The sequence below is a fragment of the Neoalteromonas facilis genome (assembly GCF_002807665.1).
GTDB classification, from domain to species: Bacteria; Pseudomonadota; Gammaproteobacteria; order Enterobacterales; family Alteromonadaceae; genus Alteromonas_E; species Alteromonas_E facilis.
Map to the genome: position 1 here is coordinate 481169 of NZ_PEAY01000003.1, position 16408 is coordinate 497576.

General features: G+C 42.2%; 11 protein-coding genes. 6 read left to right on the forward strand and 5 right to left on the reverse strand.

Going from position 1 to position 16408, the window contains the following annotated elements; genetic code table 11:
• The first annotated feature begins 13 nt into the window (after window positions 1–13).
• The 3 genes from hldE (at window position 14) to CSH93_RS10495 (ending at window position 3752) form a co-directional block, all read left to right on the forward strand.
• Entirely contained in the window at window positions 14–1435 is a 1422-nt protein-coding gene (gene hldE / locus CSH93_RS10485; protein WP_100643185.1) for a bifunctional D-glycero-beta-D-manno-heptose-7-phosphate kinase/D-glycero-beta-D-manno-heptose 1-phosphate adenylyltransferase HldE, read from the forward strand.
• Window positions 1436–1645: 210 nt separating this feature from the next.
• Window positions 1646–2623, forward strand: coding sequence for a PEP-CTERM sorting domain-containing protein (locus CSH93_RS10490; protein WP_100643186.1), 978 nt, complete (start codon window positions 1646–1648; stop codon window positions 2621–2623).
• 91 nt (window positions 2624–2714) lie between these two features.
• Entirely contained in the window at window positions 2715–3752 is a 1038-nt protein-coding gene (locus CSH93_RS10495) for an XrtA/PEP-CTERM system-associated ATPase (protein ID WP_100643187.1), read from the forward strand.
• Between the two features lie 199 nt (window positions 3753–3951).
• Here the strand turns inward: CSH93_RS10495 and CSH93_RS10500 are convergent, their stop codons facing one another.
• Genes CSH93_RS10500 through CSH93_RS10515 form a run of 4 tightly spaced genes read right to left on the reverse strand, consistent with a single transcriptional unit; the run spans window position 3952 to window position 8817 of the window.
• A complete protein-coding gene (locus CSH93_RS10500; RefSeq protein WP_100643188.1) occupies window positions 3952–5568 on the reverse strand; it encodes an oligogalacturonate-specific porin KdgM family protein in 1617 nt (538 codons plus the stop codon).
• A gap of 16 nt (window positions 5569–5584) precedes the next feature.
• Complete coding sequence (locus CSH93_RS10505; RefSeq protein WP_100643189.1) at window positions 5585–6574, reverse strand: XrtA-associated tyrosine autokinase; 990 nt, start codon at window positions 6572–6574, stop codon at window positions 5585–5587.
• Window positions 6571–8160, reverse strand: a complete 1590-nt coding sequence (locus CSH93_RS10510) for an XrtA system polysaccharide chain length determinant (RefSeq protein ID WP_100643190.1) — start codon at window positions 8158–8160, stop codon at window positions 6571–6573. Before CSH93_RS10510 ends, CSH93_RS10505 begins: the two co-directional genes overlap by 4 nt.
• A 27-nt stretch (window positions 8161–8187) precedes the next feature.
• Window positions 8188–8817, reverse strand: coding sequence for an XrtA/PEP-CTERM system exopolysaccharide export protein (locus CSH93_RS10515; RefSeq protein WP_100643191.1), 630 nt, complete (start codon window positions 8815–8817; stop codon window positions 8188–8190).
• Window positions 8818–8966: 149 nt separating this feature from the next.
• Between CSH93_RS10515 and CSH93_RS10520 the strand changes: the two genes are divergently transcribed.
• On the forward strand, window positions 8967–10379 hold the full coding sequence (locus tag CSH93_RS10520) for a TIGR03013 family XrtA/PEP-CTERM system glycosyltransferase (RefSeq protein WP_100643192.1): 1413 nt from the start codon (window positions 8967–8969) through the stop codon (window positions 10377–10379).
• Window positions 10380–10401: 22 nt separating this feature from the next.
• Here the strand turns inward: CSH93_RS10520 and prsT are convergent, their stop codons facing one another.
• Window positions 10402–13158, reverse strand: a complete 2757-nt coding sequence (gene prsT / locus CSH93_RS10525) for an XrtA/PEP-CTERM system TPR-repeat protein PrsT (RefSeq protein WP_100643193.1) — start codon at window positions 13156–13158, stop codon at window positions 10402–10404.
• A 105-nt stretch (window positions 13159–13263) separates the two neighbouring features.
• Here prsT and CSH93_RS10530 point away from each other — a divergent pair, with 105 nt between their 5' ends.
• Both CSH93_RS10530 and CSH93_RS10535 read left to right on the forward strand, forming a co-directional pair.
• On the forward strand, window positions 13264–14148 hold the full coding sequence (locus CSH93_RS10530) for an XrtA system polysaccharide deacetylase (protein ID WP_205663283.1): 885 nt from the start codon (window positions 13264–13266) through the stop codon (window positions 14146–14148).
• A gap of 4 nt (window positions 14149–14152) precedes the next feature.
• Complete coding sequence (locus CSH93_RS10535) at window positions 14153–16408, forward strand: GNAT family N-acetyltransferase (protein WP_100643195.1); 2256 nt, start codon at window positions 14153–14155, stop codon at window positions 16406–16408.

Here is a 16408-nt window from a genome sequence, read left to right on the forward strand (position 1 = left end):
AATGTGTAAGCCCATGAATTTACCAGATTTTAGTCAAGCGCGGATCCTCATTGTGGGAGATTTAATGTTGGACCGTTATTGGAAAGGTGCAACAGCAAGGATTTCGCCTGAAGCGCCCGTGCCAGTGGTTAAAGTCGGGGATACCGAAGACAGGCCTGGTGGGGCGGCCAACGTCGCATTAAATGCCGCGTCATTAGGAGCAAAAGTCACGCTGTTGGGGATGACGGGTGACGATGCCGCTGCATCGGTTTTGTCCGATAAGCTCAGTGCGGCCGATGTAAAATGTGAGTTCACCCGTGTAAAGGGATTTGACACCATCACCAAGCTTAGAATCATTAGCCGCAATCAACAATTACTGCGCTTGGATTTTGAGAAAACCTTTGCAGAAGTAGAAAAGAGTGATTTGGTCGCAGCCTACCAAGCAACACTTTCCGACGTTGATGTGGTCATTTTGTCTGATTATGCTAAGGGCTGTTTAAGTGAGGCACAAGTGCTTATTTCGCTTGCTCAAGAAAAGAATATTCCGGTCGTGGTCGATCCCAAAGGCAATGATTTTAGCCAATATGCAGGTGCTACCGTGGTAACCCCTAATTTAAGTGAGTTTGAGCATGTGGTGGGTGAAGTAAGCGATGAAGAGAGCATCGAGCGTAAAGCGCAGGCCTTGCGCCAGCAATTGTCTTTAGACGCTTTACTATTAACCCGCTCCGAGCATGGGATGTCGCTATTTTCGCAAGAGAGTACACCTTTGCATTTACCGGCTAAAGCGCGCGAGGTTTATGACGTAACGGGCGCTGGCGATACGGTCATTTCAACACTAGCAGTAAGCCTTGGAGCCGGCGCAACGATAGCAAACGCGTGTGTACTGGCCAATATAGCCGCTAGCATTGTTGTCGGTAAATTGGGGACTTCTACTGTGTCCACCACAGAACTTGCCGTTGCGCTGCGTGATGAAGCTCATCCTGATGGCGGCGTGATGACAGAGTCACAGTTAAAGCAGAGTGTGATGGCAGCTAAAAAGCGTGGGGAACGCGTTGTTATGACCAACGGGTGTTTTGATATTTTACACTCAGGCCATGTCGCATATCTGACCGAAGCTGCAAAGTTAGGTGATCGTTTGATTGTGGCGGTCAATACAGATGATTCCGTGCGTAAATTGAAAGGCGAAGGTAGACCTATCAATACCGTTGACCGTCGCATGGCTGTATTAGCAGGGTTATCCGCCGTGGATTGGGTTGTGCCATTCAGTGAAGATACACCGCAACGCTTAATCAGTGAGATTTTACCTGACATTTTAGTGAAAGGTGGCGATTACAAAATTGAAGACATTGCCGGTGGTAAAGAGGTATTGGCCAACGGTGGGGAAGTAAAAGTGCTATTATTTGAAGAGGGCGTTTCAACAACAGGCATTATTCGACAAATTGTAGATAGGGCCTGAGTTGTCGGATTTTTTTACATAAATAATCGAATTTATTTTGGTAAATTTATAAGTCCATGAAACTAATGGGAATTAATTGTTGGCCCGATTTGTGCATTTATCTACGTATAGTGAAGGTGGTTACCAAAAAATAAAAACAATTATCACCTGCGATTAAAATCGCACAAAAATTTTGAAAAGCAGTAACGGACTATAAACGCGAGACACTTTATGAAAAAAATTATTGGATTAGCACTAGGCACAACAGCATTGTTCGCAGGCAACGTGTATGCTGGTCAGATTAGTACACCAACATCGGTGAACTGTAACGTTGAAAACGTTACATTGACTGCCGTGGCGGAGTCACCAGACGTCGTAGACATGTCAACTGTTAACATCGCTGACCTAGACAATTTACTTCAGCACCAACCTGACGATGTGACTCCGAACGATCCTAACGACGATGCAGTAGGCTATTACGCGTCTGCATGCGCGGGTTTCTTGGGTAATGATGACCAGGGCGGTTTGAGTTCACCTGATCCAAACTTGGGTGAAGAAGGTGATGGATTATTGAATGGTGAACAAAACAAGTTTTTTGATTCTCCATTTTTTGCGGGTGGTGCTTTTATCACACCAGACGATTACCTAGATCTTGATAACGACGGTAACGCTACAGACCCAGGCTGGATCCACTTAGCGTCTTCTGCATCTGATTCAAACCCATTAGGTATGAGTTATAGTTCTGTAACTAACAAAGGCCAAACGTTAAATATTGCAGATGTATTGAATATTAAATTTAGCTGTATCGCTGGTGCAAATGATTCATGCACACAAGGCTCTTGGCAGTTGACAACTTCTACTTCGATTGTTGAAGAGGTGCAAGCTGTATTAGGTCGCTCTACCTTTGACCACTTAGCTATTTCATTAAAGTCAGCTACGCAATTCATCGTATATGATTTTAACTTTAAAGAAATCTTCACTAACGAAGCGTTAGGTGGTAACACAGCTTTTAACTTCCTGACTCCATACACTCTTGGCGGAACATTCAACATGGGTGATTTCGACAATGGTAACGGTAGCATGCAAGGTATCTCTCACATTAACGTGTGGGCGCGTGACCCAATGGCGACTGTAGTTTCAGAGCCTGGATTGCTAGCATTGTTTGGTACTGCATTTGGTCTAATCGCATTGCGTAGACGCAAAAAGTAAGCAAAAGCTTCTTTCCAACTTGATTGATCATGAAGCGCTAGCCTTGTAAGCTAGCGCTTCTTTTTTGTGCTAAATAAAATAACGAGTTTGCATGTACGAGTCTCATTACGGCCTGACATCGAAGCCTTTCCAGCTGACCCCTGACCCTGCTTTTTTCTTCGCCAGTAAGTGGCACAAACGGGCTATGTCATATTTGCAGTATGGCCTTTCTCAAGCCGAAGGCTTTATCGTTATTACTGGTGGCATTGGTACCGGTAAAACGACAATCGCGAATAGCTTATTAGCTGATATAGAAGACGACATTGTTGCTGCACAAATCGTTACGCCCAAACTAAATCCTGATGAGTTGGTTAAAATGGTGGCGTCTAAATTTGAGATTGATGTCGCTAACAAAACCAAAACTGACCTGTTGGAAGCGCTTGAAGACTTTTTAGAAGGGCTAAGCAAGCAAGGCAAACGCGCATTACTTTTGGTCGATGAAGCACAAAACCTGCCGTTAGAAACCATTGAAGAGCTACGTATGCTCTCTAATTTTCAAAAAGCCGGTAAGCCACTGCTGCAAAGTTTCCTGCTCGGGCAGGAAGAGCTACAGCCAATACTGCGTGCACCGAATATGGAGCAGTTTAGGCAGCGCATTGTGGCATCCTGTCATTTAGCGCCGCTTTCCGTTGAAGAATGTCGCGAGTATATCGAATACCGTATGCATAATGCGGGTTGGAATGGTTCCGCATTGTTTTCAGATGAAGCCTTTAGCCGTATTCATGCTTTCACAACTGGAGTTCCGCGTAAGATCAATACCCTAATGGACAGAATATTGTTGTACGGATTCTTAGAAGAGTTAGACAAGCTTGATGAAAACGCCGTAGACGCCGTTGTGAACGAAGTCAAAGAAGAAATGTTTAACCCTGAGCCACCAGTTGCTAAATCATTAAAAGACGAAGTGAGTGGCCCTCAGAGCATGACAGACACTGGAACTGAGATAAGAGACGTCGAATACTATAAAACCATGCTCAATGAGCTTGTGGACGCCTTAGACAGTGCCATCAGCCATAAGGTTAAGCTGACTCAGTATATCGATAAACTTCTGAAGAAGAAGTATAAGACGTATATTCGGATGAAGGATGAGTAAACCGAGAGTAAGAGTCAGAACTCTCTGAGTCCTAGTTTTATGAAAACTATAGTGGGTTTAAATGTAGTGGGATAGTTAGTAGCGAGGATTAGTTTGATTAGGTTTTTTTGATGGGCATTACAAACCAATCCTATTTGACCGTTATTTTACAAATAATGTTAGAAAACGCTCTGAAATTACTTGTCTGGTTATGAGTGAATTATTTGAAGCGATATTCTAGATTGAAAGTGATACGTCTATCACTGACAACTCTATCGGGTGTATTGGAATCTCTATCCATAAATCTCAGTTCGGTTTCGGCAGTCCAATTACGGGCTAATTGATAACGAACAGTGCCGGTTGCTCTATAAATCGTATCATCAAAGTTCTGACCAATGCCGTCAGTGCCTCTTTTATTATTACTCTCAATATAGGTGAATTGAGCCTGCAACTGTGTTTTGCTACCCAACTGGTAACCTAAATTAAGGTTGGTCGTATAGGTGACTTGCTCTCTGCCACTGTCTTCATAAAATGGATTTGAATACCTAAACTCAAGAGCCCCGGAAAAGCGTGTTTTTGAATAACCAATCACGGCGTTGGTTGATTTGATTAATATCGGCTCGTCAGATACTTCAATAACATTGTCAGAAAATTCAACAAGTTGCTCACCCGGCTCTAAAGTAGGATTAAGAGAGCTGGGCTGATAACAGGTACTTATATCAATACTATTGGGGGGGCAAACAAAGGACCCAAGTGCTTCACTGTTAGCAATTAAGCGGGAGAAGTTTGTTGCTTGTTCGCTATATCTAACAGAGGCTCTTAAGGTCTTAGTATTGTAATCAAAACTAAAACTGCCAGAGTCACCGTAATAACGCCTACCTATATTGGCGGTGAGTCGGGTTCTACCTGAAAAAGCCCAACGAATATTCGCACCTAAATAGGTTTCGTCTTCATCGTCACGATTACCTTGGTTTACTGTTAGTGCAATGTAGCGATTATTGCTTGGGGAGTAGGAAAGCCCCGCTCCGTAACTATTAAAGTTGCGGCGTGTATCGATATTGATTGCACCGTCAAATTTTAGCCCCTCATCGCTGCCTCTTAAAACCAGCCCGATATCTCCATATAATCGATGGTTGAATATGCCATCTATGTTGCGGCTAGTTTGGTCGCTTTTGCGGCTGCTACTAATCAACGAATTACCATCGTTTTCGGTTTGACTATACTCAGTTTTGATGGTGAAAAATGCGCTATCAAATGCGTCGCCTTGTGAAAGGACTGAAGTTGCTGAATATGTCGTGCCAGCCAGATTACTGGTTGAAAGTGCTTGTTCTTCAGAGTCCACGTCCGAGTATGACAGACTGCCTTCTACTACAATATAGTCCAATTGGTCAGCATTGAGATCTAAGCTAACATTATTAGTACGGGTTTTTGATAAGGCTTCAGGATTAAAAAAACGGTCCGTAATCAGGTAGTCACCAGGCGTCAGGTTACGTAAGTCCAACGCTCCGCGTGCATTAACTGCCAAAAGTCCGTCGATTAACTTAAACGATGCTTGGTAGTCATACGTACTAAAGTCGTCCTTAAAACTATCGCCATCCGCATCGCGTATCAGATGCATATGGGACATTGTCCAACTGCCGCTAAAGTCAGCAGTCTGATAATTTATTGTTAAGCTGGGGTCGATTGTAATAGATTCGACTGAGCGCGCATCTTGCTCTTGCGGTTTAGCATTTTGAACTACGATACCTGTAGTCAATGTTGGAAACACCTCCAAGTCTGCTTGGGATTGCCCAGACACAACAGCAAGTGATACCAAAGACACATATACTCTGCGCACAATCGTCGTCCTTTTCTTATTTGGCGTAGTAATAACCGTAATATCCAGCGTCTTCATCGACTGAAACGATCGCTTTATTTACAACAAAGCCAATCGCCATATCAGGGTTTAACAATGATGTTGCCTTATCGATGTCAGTTAATCTCGATTTACCCTCTACACATACAACTACGGCTTGTCCTGCAAAATTTGTGAGGATTGCGGTTTCATTAATCCCAATCAAGGGAGGGGTATCGATAATTACAATTCTATCTGGGTAGCGAGAAGCGATTTCATCTACGGTTTCTTGCATTTTTTGGCTGGCGAGCAATTCAGTCGATAAATGATGACTTCTACCTGCAGGAACGATACGCAACTTTTCAACATTGGTCGTATACATGACGTCAGCAATATCTTGTTTCTCATCCAGCAGATACTCCATTAAACCATCACCAACTTCTACACCCAATGTTTTAGTCACATTTGGGCGAAGTACATCGGCATCTACAAGCAGAACTGTCTTATCTTTTTCTGCTGCAATACTAAGAGCCAAATTAACAGCAGTGAATGTTTTTCCTTCGCCTGGTCTTGCACTACTGACCATAATGATATTGGAGTTATTCAGTGACTTAGACAGAGGTCCAAAGGCATTCTTAAGGAGTTTACGCTTTATCGCTCTGTATTCTTCATTAATGAGTCTGCGAGTAGAGTCTACGGATACGAATCCCTGAGCCTCTAATGCCGGTAAATCAATATTGATATCAGCGGCATTGTTCTCTAGAACATCCCCGTATAATTTCTTTTTAGGTACTTTCTCACTTTTTACAGGTACCTGTTCTTTAGCCTCTTTTCCTGTAGTGAGCTCTTTATTAAGAGTAGGCTTTTCAGATCTCTTCGCTACTGACGCGGCTCTCTCCAAAGAAGTCTTTTCTTCAGGCTTTGATTCTTCAACAGACGCACCCTCAGCTTCTAGTTGCTTCTTTTTAGCTTCAAGTTTTTTTTGTAAGGCTTTTTCGATTGTGCTCATGACATCACCTTCCCAATTAAGTCTATTTGAAGAACCTCAGCGGTCATTAGTATGCCATAGAGAACAAGTAGTGTTCCTGAAGACAATAAGAACACGAGTAATCGCATTCGAGCGGCCTTGGCTATCGAAGACCTATCTAAATGACTAACACACCCCAAAACAGGATACTCAGAGACTCTAGTAATTTGAGAAGCTCTAAATAGTAAAGGGGCAAACTGACTAATGAGGAATGCAATGGCTATACCAGTACCAAATCCAACCAACACAACAGCAGTATAGAATATAAGACGTTGGGGACCGCTGGGTTTAACCGGGACCATCGGCGGCTCAATAATTCTAAACTTGAAATCTTCAGCGCTGACATCGGCTTTTTGCGATAATTCTGCGGATTCTCTTCGGGATAATAGCTCTAAATAATTCTGTTTTAGAATTTCATAGTCACGATTTAATGCGACTTGCTCAGCTTCAATTTGCGGGACTAAATCAATTTTCGCGCGGAGGTCGCTAATCTTAGCAATCAAATTTTCTTCTTTTACCTGTAGTGATGCTATTTCACCATCCAATCGGTTAATTTCGCCTTTTATATCGAGGCTTAACGGGTTTGACTGAATGGCTTCAGTAGATGTTGATTGTTGAGATAGATAGTCACTGATTTCCTGATTACGTGTCTGTATAAGACTGTCTAGTAGCCGCTGAGTTTCAGTGACCTCTGGGTGCAAGCTGGTAAAGCGTATTTTGAGTTGATCAAGTTTCGCTTCAAGCTCTGCAATTCTAGCATCGTAACGTGTTTGGATTGCTGGCGCACCGCTGGCTAAGTTTGCTCCTGAACTTGCGATGTTGGCTCGCTCAGCTTCTAATTGTGCAATAAATGTTTCTTTCTGTTTTGTTAACTGATTTATCTGCAGACGAGTATCGTCTAATTGCTCTCTGAATAAACTCAATCGAGAGTAAAAAGTACCGGATGACGGTAAAAGATCTGAGTTTTTCCGCTGAAAATCGGCCATTTGTTGTTCAGATTGAGACAAGCGTGCTTCATACTCGAGGATTTGCTCATCCAAAAAACGATTCGCTGTCGTATTGCTTGCTCTAGACTCACCTAAAGCTCCCTCAACAAAGAGGTCCAACGTTTCCTGAACAACATTTTTTGCTACGCTTGCATTCGGGTGCCTATAAGCAATTGTGAGAATGTTTTCTCTTGCTCTGGGGTCGGGGGCTATCAGCGCGATATCTTCCGAAAGCTCAGTGATTAGGTTGTTATATTCCTGCTGATTTGCTGTGGTTATATCTAAGTCGGCGCCCCTAGCTATTTTTTCAATATTCTCTCGGCTCTTGAGCGTTTGCACCATCATCAATAACTTTTGATTTAAATTATTTTCAAAGGTTAACCCTTGTAGAGCGGTATCTAGTTCAGAGCCTGTATCGATGAAAATTTTTGCTTCTGATCGATACACGTCAGGCATAAGAGCCACGTAGACTAACCCAAATGGAATGATTAACCAGCTTGTTAACATCACGTAGCGTTTTTTAATCCAAATGCCGCGTACGTAATCTAGCAAATCATCTAGGGTACCTTTTAAATCCTGCATAAAGCGCTTCCGTTACTGCTTTTAAGTTTAGAACCAAGCTTCTGGGATGATAACAATGTCACCCGGAAGGATATCAACGTTCTTTTCTATATCACCTTTTCGAATAAGGTCATCGATATCAATGTCGAATGATTTTTGTTGGCCATTAACTACGCGCACGAGTTTAGCGCGATTTCCATTAGCAAACTCTGTTAAACCACCAACCTGTATCATGAGGTCCAGCAGCGTCATGTGTTGCGTGTAATTGATTGCTTGCGGATTAGTAGCTTCACCAATGACTCTTACTTGCTCACTGAAAGGCCCTTGGAAATTATTGACGCTTACGGTCACGCGTGGAGAGTTGATATAAGTAGACAACTGCTCTTCTAATTCTCTTGCGAGCATTGTGGGTGTTTTTCCCGCTACCACAATATCTTCCACAAGTGATGTTGTGACTTTACCATCTGGACGAACGATAAATGAACCAGAGATTTCTGGGTTGCGCCATACAAAGATGGTTAAATTATCACCCGGTCCGATTAGGTACTGGTAATTGTTAACATCGGTAGTTAAGGAGGCTCGAGGCGTAGCTTCAGGTAAAATAGGCGTGCTGCAAGCCGCTAATAAAGTAGTTAATGCAACGGCCAATAGAGCATTTAAGCGAGTGATATTCTTCATAATTTCTTCCAGGAAATGATAATCACAAAGTCTATAAGGTAACGAATTTACAATCGTTTTGCCTAATTTTTATTTCATTGATTCGTAGTCTATATCAATTAGTTTGTTTATCATATGCTAAATCCTTTAGTTTTACTGGGAATCTTTAGATGCCGGCTCCTAAAAATAGGCAAAATAAACGTTCGAACGCATTAGTGATAACGGAAGCTTTGTTAATAGCGTACACCAGCTATATAGCTAGCTTCTTTTTGACCTACTTAGAAATTATTGAGGCCCCTAAGCTAGAAACCCTTCTAGTCAATGTCATGTTGATTACAGGCTGTGCATTACTGTGTTCCTTGTCTGTAGGGTTATATGAAGCCAAGCTTCGAGAGACTTTCAGAGGGATCATTCGACGGATTTTCGTTAGTTTCGCATTAACCTATTTGGTTGTAGAAGTCGCCACAGGGGCGGTGTTTAGCTCGTTGAATATGCACCCTTATTACCTCCCTAGTGCAATGTCTTTAAGCATTATTACACTGGTTTTCTTTCGCTACTTTACAAATCGTTTAGGTTTGCTTGGTTTAGGGCGTACACGAATTATTGTGTTGGGAGCTGGCGAACGAGCATCCATTATCGAAAAGCGCATGCGTCGCGATGTTGACCGTTTGGGCTTTGAGTTAGTAGGGTTTATTCCTATCCCAGGAGACAACAGAGAAGAAGGTATCGTTAACGAGAAAATTATTCACGTTAAGATAGATGAGCGTTTTAAAGCCTTTATTTTGGATAACGACATTGAAGAAATTGTGATTGCGTGTGATCAACGCCGCGGTACATTACCAATTGATGTTTTATTTGATTGTCGTCTAAGAGGTATAGAAGTCACCGATCTTCTGGATTTCATGGAACGTGAAACAGGGCAGATTGTGGTAAATTTGATGTACCCAAGCTGGGTTATATACTCCAACGGTTTCCATTCGCAAAACTATCTGAGAGATGCATTAGATTATAGTATCAATGCGTTTATGGCATTTTGTGTGTTATTTTTTGTGTGGCCTTTCATGCTTCTGACCGCGGTTATTATCTACTTAGACGACGGTCGACGCACAAAAACACCAGTCCTTTATAAGCAAGAGCGCGTCGGCTTAAATGGCAAGTTATTCTCTATCATGAAGTTTCGCAGTATGCGTCCAGATGCTGAAAAAGATGGTGCAAAATGGGCGACCAAAAATGACAATCGCGTAACGCGAATTGGTGCTTTCATACGTAAATACCGCATCGATGAGTTACCACAATTATTTAATGTGTTTAAAGGCGAAATGTCTTTTATTGGGCCAAGACCAGAAAGGCCTGAGTTTGTCGAACAATTAGTTAAGGAAGTGCCTTACTATAATCAGCGTCACAACGTGAAACCGGGCCTTGCGGGTTGGGCTCAGTTAAATTACCCCTATGGTGCAAGCGTTGAAGACTCTTTAGAGAAATTGAAGTTCGATTTGTACTATGTGAAGCATCAAAGCTTGCTACTAGATTTGTTGATATTGATACGAACGGTTGAAGTCGTTCTATTCGGGAAAGGGCGCTAGCCCTTTCCCCGTCCAAATAGATTTATAAACCGTCCAAAAGTTTTTGTTTTTGCTGTTTGATCTGAGCATTGGTATTTTCAGGGATCAAATTTAATAGCTCTCGTGCCTGTTCTTTGTCTCCAGAATCAATGAGTGCACTGGCATAGTGAAGTGCAATCCCAGCCGTAGGGGAAATGCGATAGGCTTTAGCAAACAAATCAAGCGCTTCTTGCTGATTACCCTTGGCCTTTTCAATCACGGCCGCAGTATCCAGAATAAACGGCACATCATTGCGAATGGATAATCCGCTATTGATCATTTCACTGGCTTCTTCTAGTAAGTTCTGTTCGTACAGAAGCCAAGATAAGTTGTTAATGACCAATAGGTCGTTAGGGTTCACTTTGTTAAGTAGTGTGTAATGTTCTATCGCAGTTTCAGGCTGTGTTGTAAATAGCGCATCTGCGAGCATTTTGCGGCTAAAGTAATCTCGCGGATAGTCGGTTATACGCTGCTGCAAAAAGTCTAGCATGCTTGGTTTATCACGACGTTGCTGATAGTTAGCAACAATCCCTTTTACCGCGAATTTAGTGGGGTGTTTTTCATAAAATTTCAGCAGGCGGCTGAGAGTGCTGTCATCCGCTTTGTTCCCGATCAACTCAAAAAAAGCTTCAATGCCTTCGTAGGCGGTAGCGGTTGATTCGGTTTTCTCGACTTCCTTTAGTTTTGAACGCGCAATGGCTATGTTGCCAGATTCGATTTCAAATTGAACCTCCAACAGTTTCAGAGTGTTTGAACGAGGCAAAGCTGCTAATGCTTCACTCAATGCAACTCGAACCTCATCATCTTTTGCATATAACTGTAGAAAAGCCACTCTGTAAATTTGTGCGTATTCATTAAACGGAGTCGTATCAACCCAATTTTTCAGCACTTCTTCGGCGTTGTCCCATTGGTCCATCTTTAAATAGGTTTCAACCAGCAGCAGCCAATAGTTGTTGGGTAGAGATTTATTAATGTCTATCTTCAGTAGAGTCTGTTGTGCCTCAGACAGCATGCCTCTTGAATAGTAAATGCTCGCAAGCAGAAACTTATGCTCTTCAGAATCAGTGACAATTGTGTTCGCTCTTTCTACTGCTCTGAGTGCTTTGTCGTTTTCACCAGCATCAACGAGATATTGATAATAAACGGCTAAGCCATGAAAGTAACTTGGACGTTGTATGACTAGCGGCTCAATGGTGTTGGCTGCAGATGCATAGTCTTGCTGTTCAGCATATATGCCCGCTTTATGGATGAGCGATGGGGGATTGATAGGATCGATTTGAAGCGCTCTGTCGTAGGCTTTACTGGCTTCTTCAACGTTTTTCATACCCAAGTGGCCGCTTGCCAACATGTTATAGCCGACAACAGAGTTAGGCTCTTTATTGAGCAAATCAGTTGCAAATTCAATCAGAGATGTAAAGTCTTGTGTGCGAAGATAAGCATCGAATAATGCTACTTGAGCACTTTCCAATTCCGGCGCTTTAACTAACGCGGCTTTCAGATCTTCTATTCCACTAAGGTCATTGAGTTGAAGCCTTAGCATGCCTTTACGAGTTAAGTTCTCCTCGGAAAGATTGTCGAATGTATTTAGTATGTTGAGCGCTTCTTCTGCCCCCTGTGTTTCACCTGATTGTGCGAATGATAAGCCGGTCATAGACACGATATTGGCATCTGAGGTGTCAAATTGAGTCCCGCTAAACACCTCCGCTGCTTCATTGCTGAAACCTAGTTGGGTTTGTGTTACGAACAATAACTTGCGCGCAGGGTGCTCTGCGGAGAGATAGGGCTCTGCACTTTTAAGCGAACGATAGGCTTGCTCGTACAGTCCTAACTCATGCGCGCTAATACCATTAATACTCAGTGATATAGGGGTTCTGAGTCCACTTTGTATGGCATCGTCTGTATGGCGCTTTGCGGTTTCGTAATCTTCCTTTACATACGCCAGAACACCTTTAAGTTGACTTATGATCGGATGTTTTCCAAAACTTTGCGCCAACTCATTCACCAGTGGTGTCGCTTCATCAAATTGATTATTTTGAATGAGACTATTCACGTAAATCAGTTTGGCTTCTTGAGATTGCGGTTTAAGCTCATAGTAGGTTTTATATGCGACTAAAGACTCTTCTGATCTACCCAAATGGCTGAGTACTTGCCCTTTCATTAAGTACGCTTCTGCAAAATCAGGGTTTATGCCGATTGATTCTTCAATTGCAGTTAAAGCACTTTCCCAATCATCTTCACTCGATGCGATGTAAGCTCTCCCAAGGTAAGCAAATTGAGAGTCTGAGGCAGAATCGATAGCATCGTTGAGGTAAGAACGCGCTTCTTCTATCTTTTCAGATTGCAACGCAGCAATGCCCTTAAGTACATATACTTCAGCTAGCGCCGCAGGCGACAAAGCAATTTCACGTGGGTTAAACGCTAAAATATCGTCATACTCATTTGCCCGCAGTTTTGCTTGTAGCAAATCGATGTGAACATCAGAAGTATCAACCCCTAGTGCAATGGCTCGCTCAAGCTCTTTTATAGCTGCTGAGAAGTTACCTTGCTCAAGTAGCACTGAGCCCAGCATACGGCGCACTTCCGCATCGTTTGCATTGTCACTCAAAAGTGATTTTAGTTTAATTTCGGCTTCATTAAATTGTTTGGCGCTTAACGCTTGCTGGACCTGAGCAAGTGTTTGGGTTCTGTCTAGCGTGGGTTGACACGCATAAAGCGCTGGCAATAAACAGCATGCGAGGGCAAGAGTCTTAACGTTGTGCATATCGTTTTCCTTTAGTTAGCCTGCACTACTCGGCGCTTGGCTAAAATTCCTATTGATGTAATACTACAGCAAAATAAACCTATTCTTGAACGGATTTTTTCAGCTTTGAAATCTTTATGTGCAATGACCGTGGATGTGGAAGAGTATTTCCAGGTCGAAGCCTTCGCTGATACTGTATCTATATCTTCATGGAAAGATCAAACATCACGTATTGAGCATCAAATGGATGTTTTGTTGGGTGTATTTGACCAATTTAATGTTAAGGCTACATTTTTCACATTAGGATGGGTTGCAAAAGTGTGTCCTCAAATTATCAAACGAATTGTTGAACAGGGGCATGAGTTAGCGAGTCACGGCTTTATGCATCAGCATATTACTCGCCAATCGCGGCAAGAATTTGCAGACGATATTCGTAGAGCGAAGGACATCCTGGAGCAAGTGAGCGGAAAAGAAATAGTAGGTTTTAGAGCTCCCTGTTTTTCTATTCGTCATGATAACGAGTGGGCGCATGATGAAATCGCTGCCGCTGGCTACACATATAGCTCAAGTTCGTATCCGATTAATCACGATTTGTATGGTGTGCCTAATGCACCTGCAACACCCTATAAATTAGCAAACGGTTTACTAGAAATACCCGTTACGACCTGTAATTGGATGGGAAAAACATTACCGGCTGGCGGAGGTGGTTACTTTCGCTTGTTACCTTATGGTTTATTCCATTATTTGTTCAACAAGGGTCTTCGCGAACATGGAACAGCGAATTTCTATACTCATCCTTGGGAGTTTGATCCTGAGCAGCCTAGGCTTCCTGGTGGTTTTAAATCTCAATTCAGGCACCATGTAAATCAGAAATATGCGGCCAATAAGCTGAGTAAACTTTGTCGAGATTTTAATTGGCAAACGATGCGAGATTGTTACCTTGGCTCTGACGTTGAATACCCTGTGTACAGTGATTGGTTATTAGCAGCCAACGTTAATTCTTCTTCATAGTAAGATGAAGATCGCAGTCATAGAAAGCATCACTGCGTTAGCTGGTTGGAACAGTGAATGGGATCGAATTTTCTTAAGTTGTAGTAATAGTGTTTTCATTTCTTATGAATGGGTAGCTTTTCATTTAAATAGAGAGCAAACCGGTTTTATCTTAGTTATTCATGATGGCGAGCGTTTGCAGGCGGCAGTTCCCTTGCGGAAAAGACTGCTGAGTCATAAACAAGGTCTTCGTTTCCCGACGTTAGAGCACTTATGTCAAGCACATACTGATTTTCACGAGATTTTAATTGATAAGGATGTCAAACTGCAGAGTATTGCTTCAAAGCTTGCCGAGTTTTTGCAGCAAAATTTTAAGCATCATTTAATTAAGTTAGATCTCCCTCCTCAAAAATCATCAACCGAGTTGTTATTGAACTTGCTTTCGGTTGATTATGATGTGGCCAATTCAGGCGTTCAATATGTATTTGAGCATCACCGTAAAGAGCCTAATTTTGACAAAAAGTTGCTGAGTGATATTCGCAGGAGAGATAAAAAACTAGCGCAGGAACATACTGTTAATTTTAGTATGCAAGAAACCATGTCGGATGACGTAATCAATGAAATTTTAGACTTGCATAAAAAGTATCACGGTGAATCTAGCCTTAACAGTTGTGCCTCTCGTCCGATTATTTTAGCTATGTTTAATTCCCTTTCGGATAAGGTCGTGTGCTCTACATTAAGAGTTGATGGTACCCTCGCGGCGTGTGCCATAAGCTTTATTCAAGGGCAACAACTACAATATTTTGCCCCCGCGATTAACACAGATTTTCGCTCAAAGGGGGTTGGCTTAATTTTATTGAGTAAAGTCCAGAGCGGGTTACAACAACTAAATTTAAATACGTTAAGTTTTTTGCGCGGAGAGGAGGGGTATAAAATTAGGGTAGCTAGTTGTGCCAGTGCAATTAGTCCTGTTTTGGCAATCCCTCACAGTTATGGACGTTTTAGCCGCACTTTAATTCGTAAGTGGCTTGCGCGAAAAAATAATGACCTTCAAGCAAAACGCTTGCGTCTCAGTCAAAGTGTTAGAAGAGACTTAAGTGGTGGTAAAGCAATTGTTCTAGCAAATGGATTAAACGGCCTTGGCGTAGTTCGAGCGCTTACAGCAGCTGGAATCGACGTTGTGGCTATATGTCCTTCACAAAATGATTTAAGCGCGCATAGCAATCAGCCTGTTGAAATTCATACGGTAATGGATTCAGATAGTTGGGAATCTGAAGTGTTGGCTATAATTCATCAAGTATCTCGTTCGTGCACTTTTACGATCCCCATTTTTACTTGTTCAGATAAAGCTGCAAATTTCGTTGAACATCGTTACAACGATTTCCCCACCAATGTTCGTGCAATTTTCCCTGAGGGTAATTTGACGCACATTCTAAATGACAAACAGATGGAATTATCTTTAGTCTACCAAGCGAAGGTCCCCATACCGAATTCAGTGTGGGAAATAAACGGCAGCAGGCCATTTGATGCTCTTAAACTGCCGATAATCATTAAGCCAAAGGACTTTAATGGCTACAAAGTGTTAAAGGCAAAAAACCTAATTGTAATTAAAATTAATGAGTTAGATACATTTTACAAAAAATATGCGAACGAATTAGACCAGTTTGTAGCGCAAGAACTGATTGAAGGAGAGGATGAAAACCTCTGGGTGTGCAATGCTACTTTTGATGAGAATCATAATATGATATGCGCATTTACATTCAGGCGGATGGGAACGAGTCCTTCTCATTTTGGCGTGACATCATTGGCCTTAAGTGAACACAATCAGGAACTTAAAGATCTAGTAAAGCTGTTAGGTAAAGAAATGCAGTATCGAGGGCCAGGGATGTGGGAGTTTAAGTATTGTAAGAAACATCAACAATATCTGTATATAGAAACGAATCCTAGGTTAGGAATGTGTAATTGGTTTGACTCTCGGTGCAATGTCAATAACGTACTTGCCACATATGAGCTTGCATTGGGCAAAAAGGTTAATCCTCTGGTTTGGCAACAATCTACGGGTATTTACTTTGTCAATGCAATGGGGGATTTTATGGCTCGTTTGGAAGACAAGGAACCTTCATATTCAATATTTGCGCGAATGGGTAGGATACTGCCTGGACCAATAGTGTGGTCTACATGGCATGCGAAGGATAAAGGGCCAACATTTTTTATAATTAAACTGCAGTTAAAAATGTTTTTGTTCCGCGTAATCAAGAAGCTAAATTTATTTAAAAGGTAA

Bases quoted from the DNA above. Each gene is read 5' to 3' on its own strand.
- hldE (WP_100643185.1), top strand. From the start codon at position 14: ATGAATTTACCAGATTTTAGTCAAGCGCGGATCCTCATTGTGGGAGAT.
- CSH93_RS10490 (WP_100643186.1), top strand. From the start codon at position 1,646: ATGAAAAAAATTATTGGATTAGCACTAGGCACAACAGCATTGTTCGCA.
- CSH93_RS10495 (WP_100643187.1), top strand. From the start codon at position 2,715: ATGTACGAGTCTCATTACGGCCTGACATCGAAGCCTTTCCAGCTGACC.
- CSH93_RS10505 (WP_100643189.1), bottom strand. From the start codon at position 6,574: ATGAGCACAATCGAAAAAGCCTTACAAAAAAAACTTGAAGCTAAAAAG.
- CSH93_RS10510 (WP_100643190.1), bottom strand. From the start codon at position 8,160: ATGCAGGATTTAAAAGGTACCCTAGATGATTTGCTAGATTACGTACGC.
- CSH93_RS10515 (WP_100643191.1), bottom strand. From the start codon at position 8,817: ATGAAGAATATCACTCGCTTAAATGCTCTATTGGCCGTTGCATTAACT.
- CSH93_RS10520 (WP_100643192.1), top strand. From the start codon at position 8,967: ATGCCGGCTCCTAAAAATAGGCAAAATAAACGTTCGAACGCATTAGTG.
- prsT (WP_100643193.1), bottom strand. From the start codon at position 13,158: ATGCACAACGTTAAGACTCTTGCCCTCGCATGCTGTTTATTGCCAGCG.
- CSH93_RS10535 (WP_100643195.1), top strand. From the start codon at position 14,153: ATGAAGATCGCAGTCATAGAAAGCATCACTGCGTTAGCTGGTTGGAAC.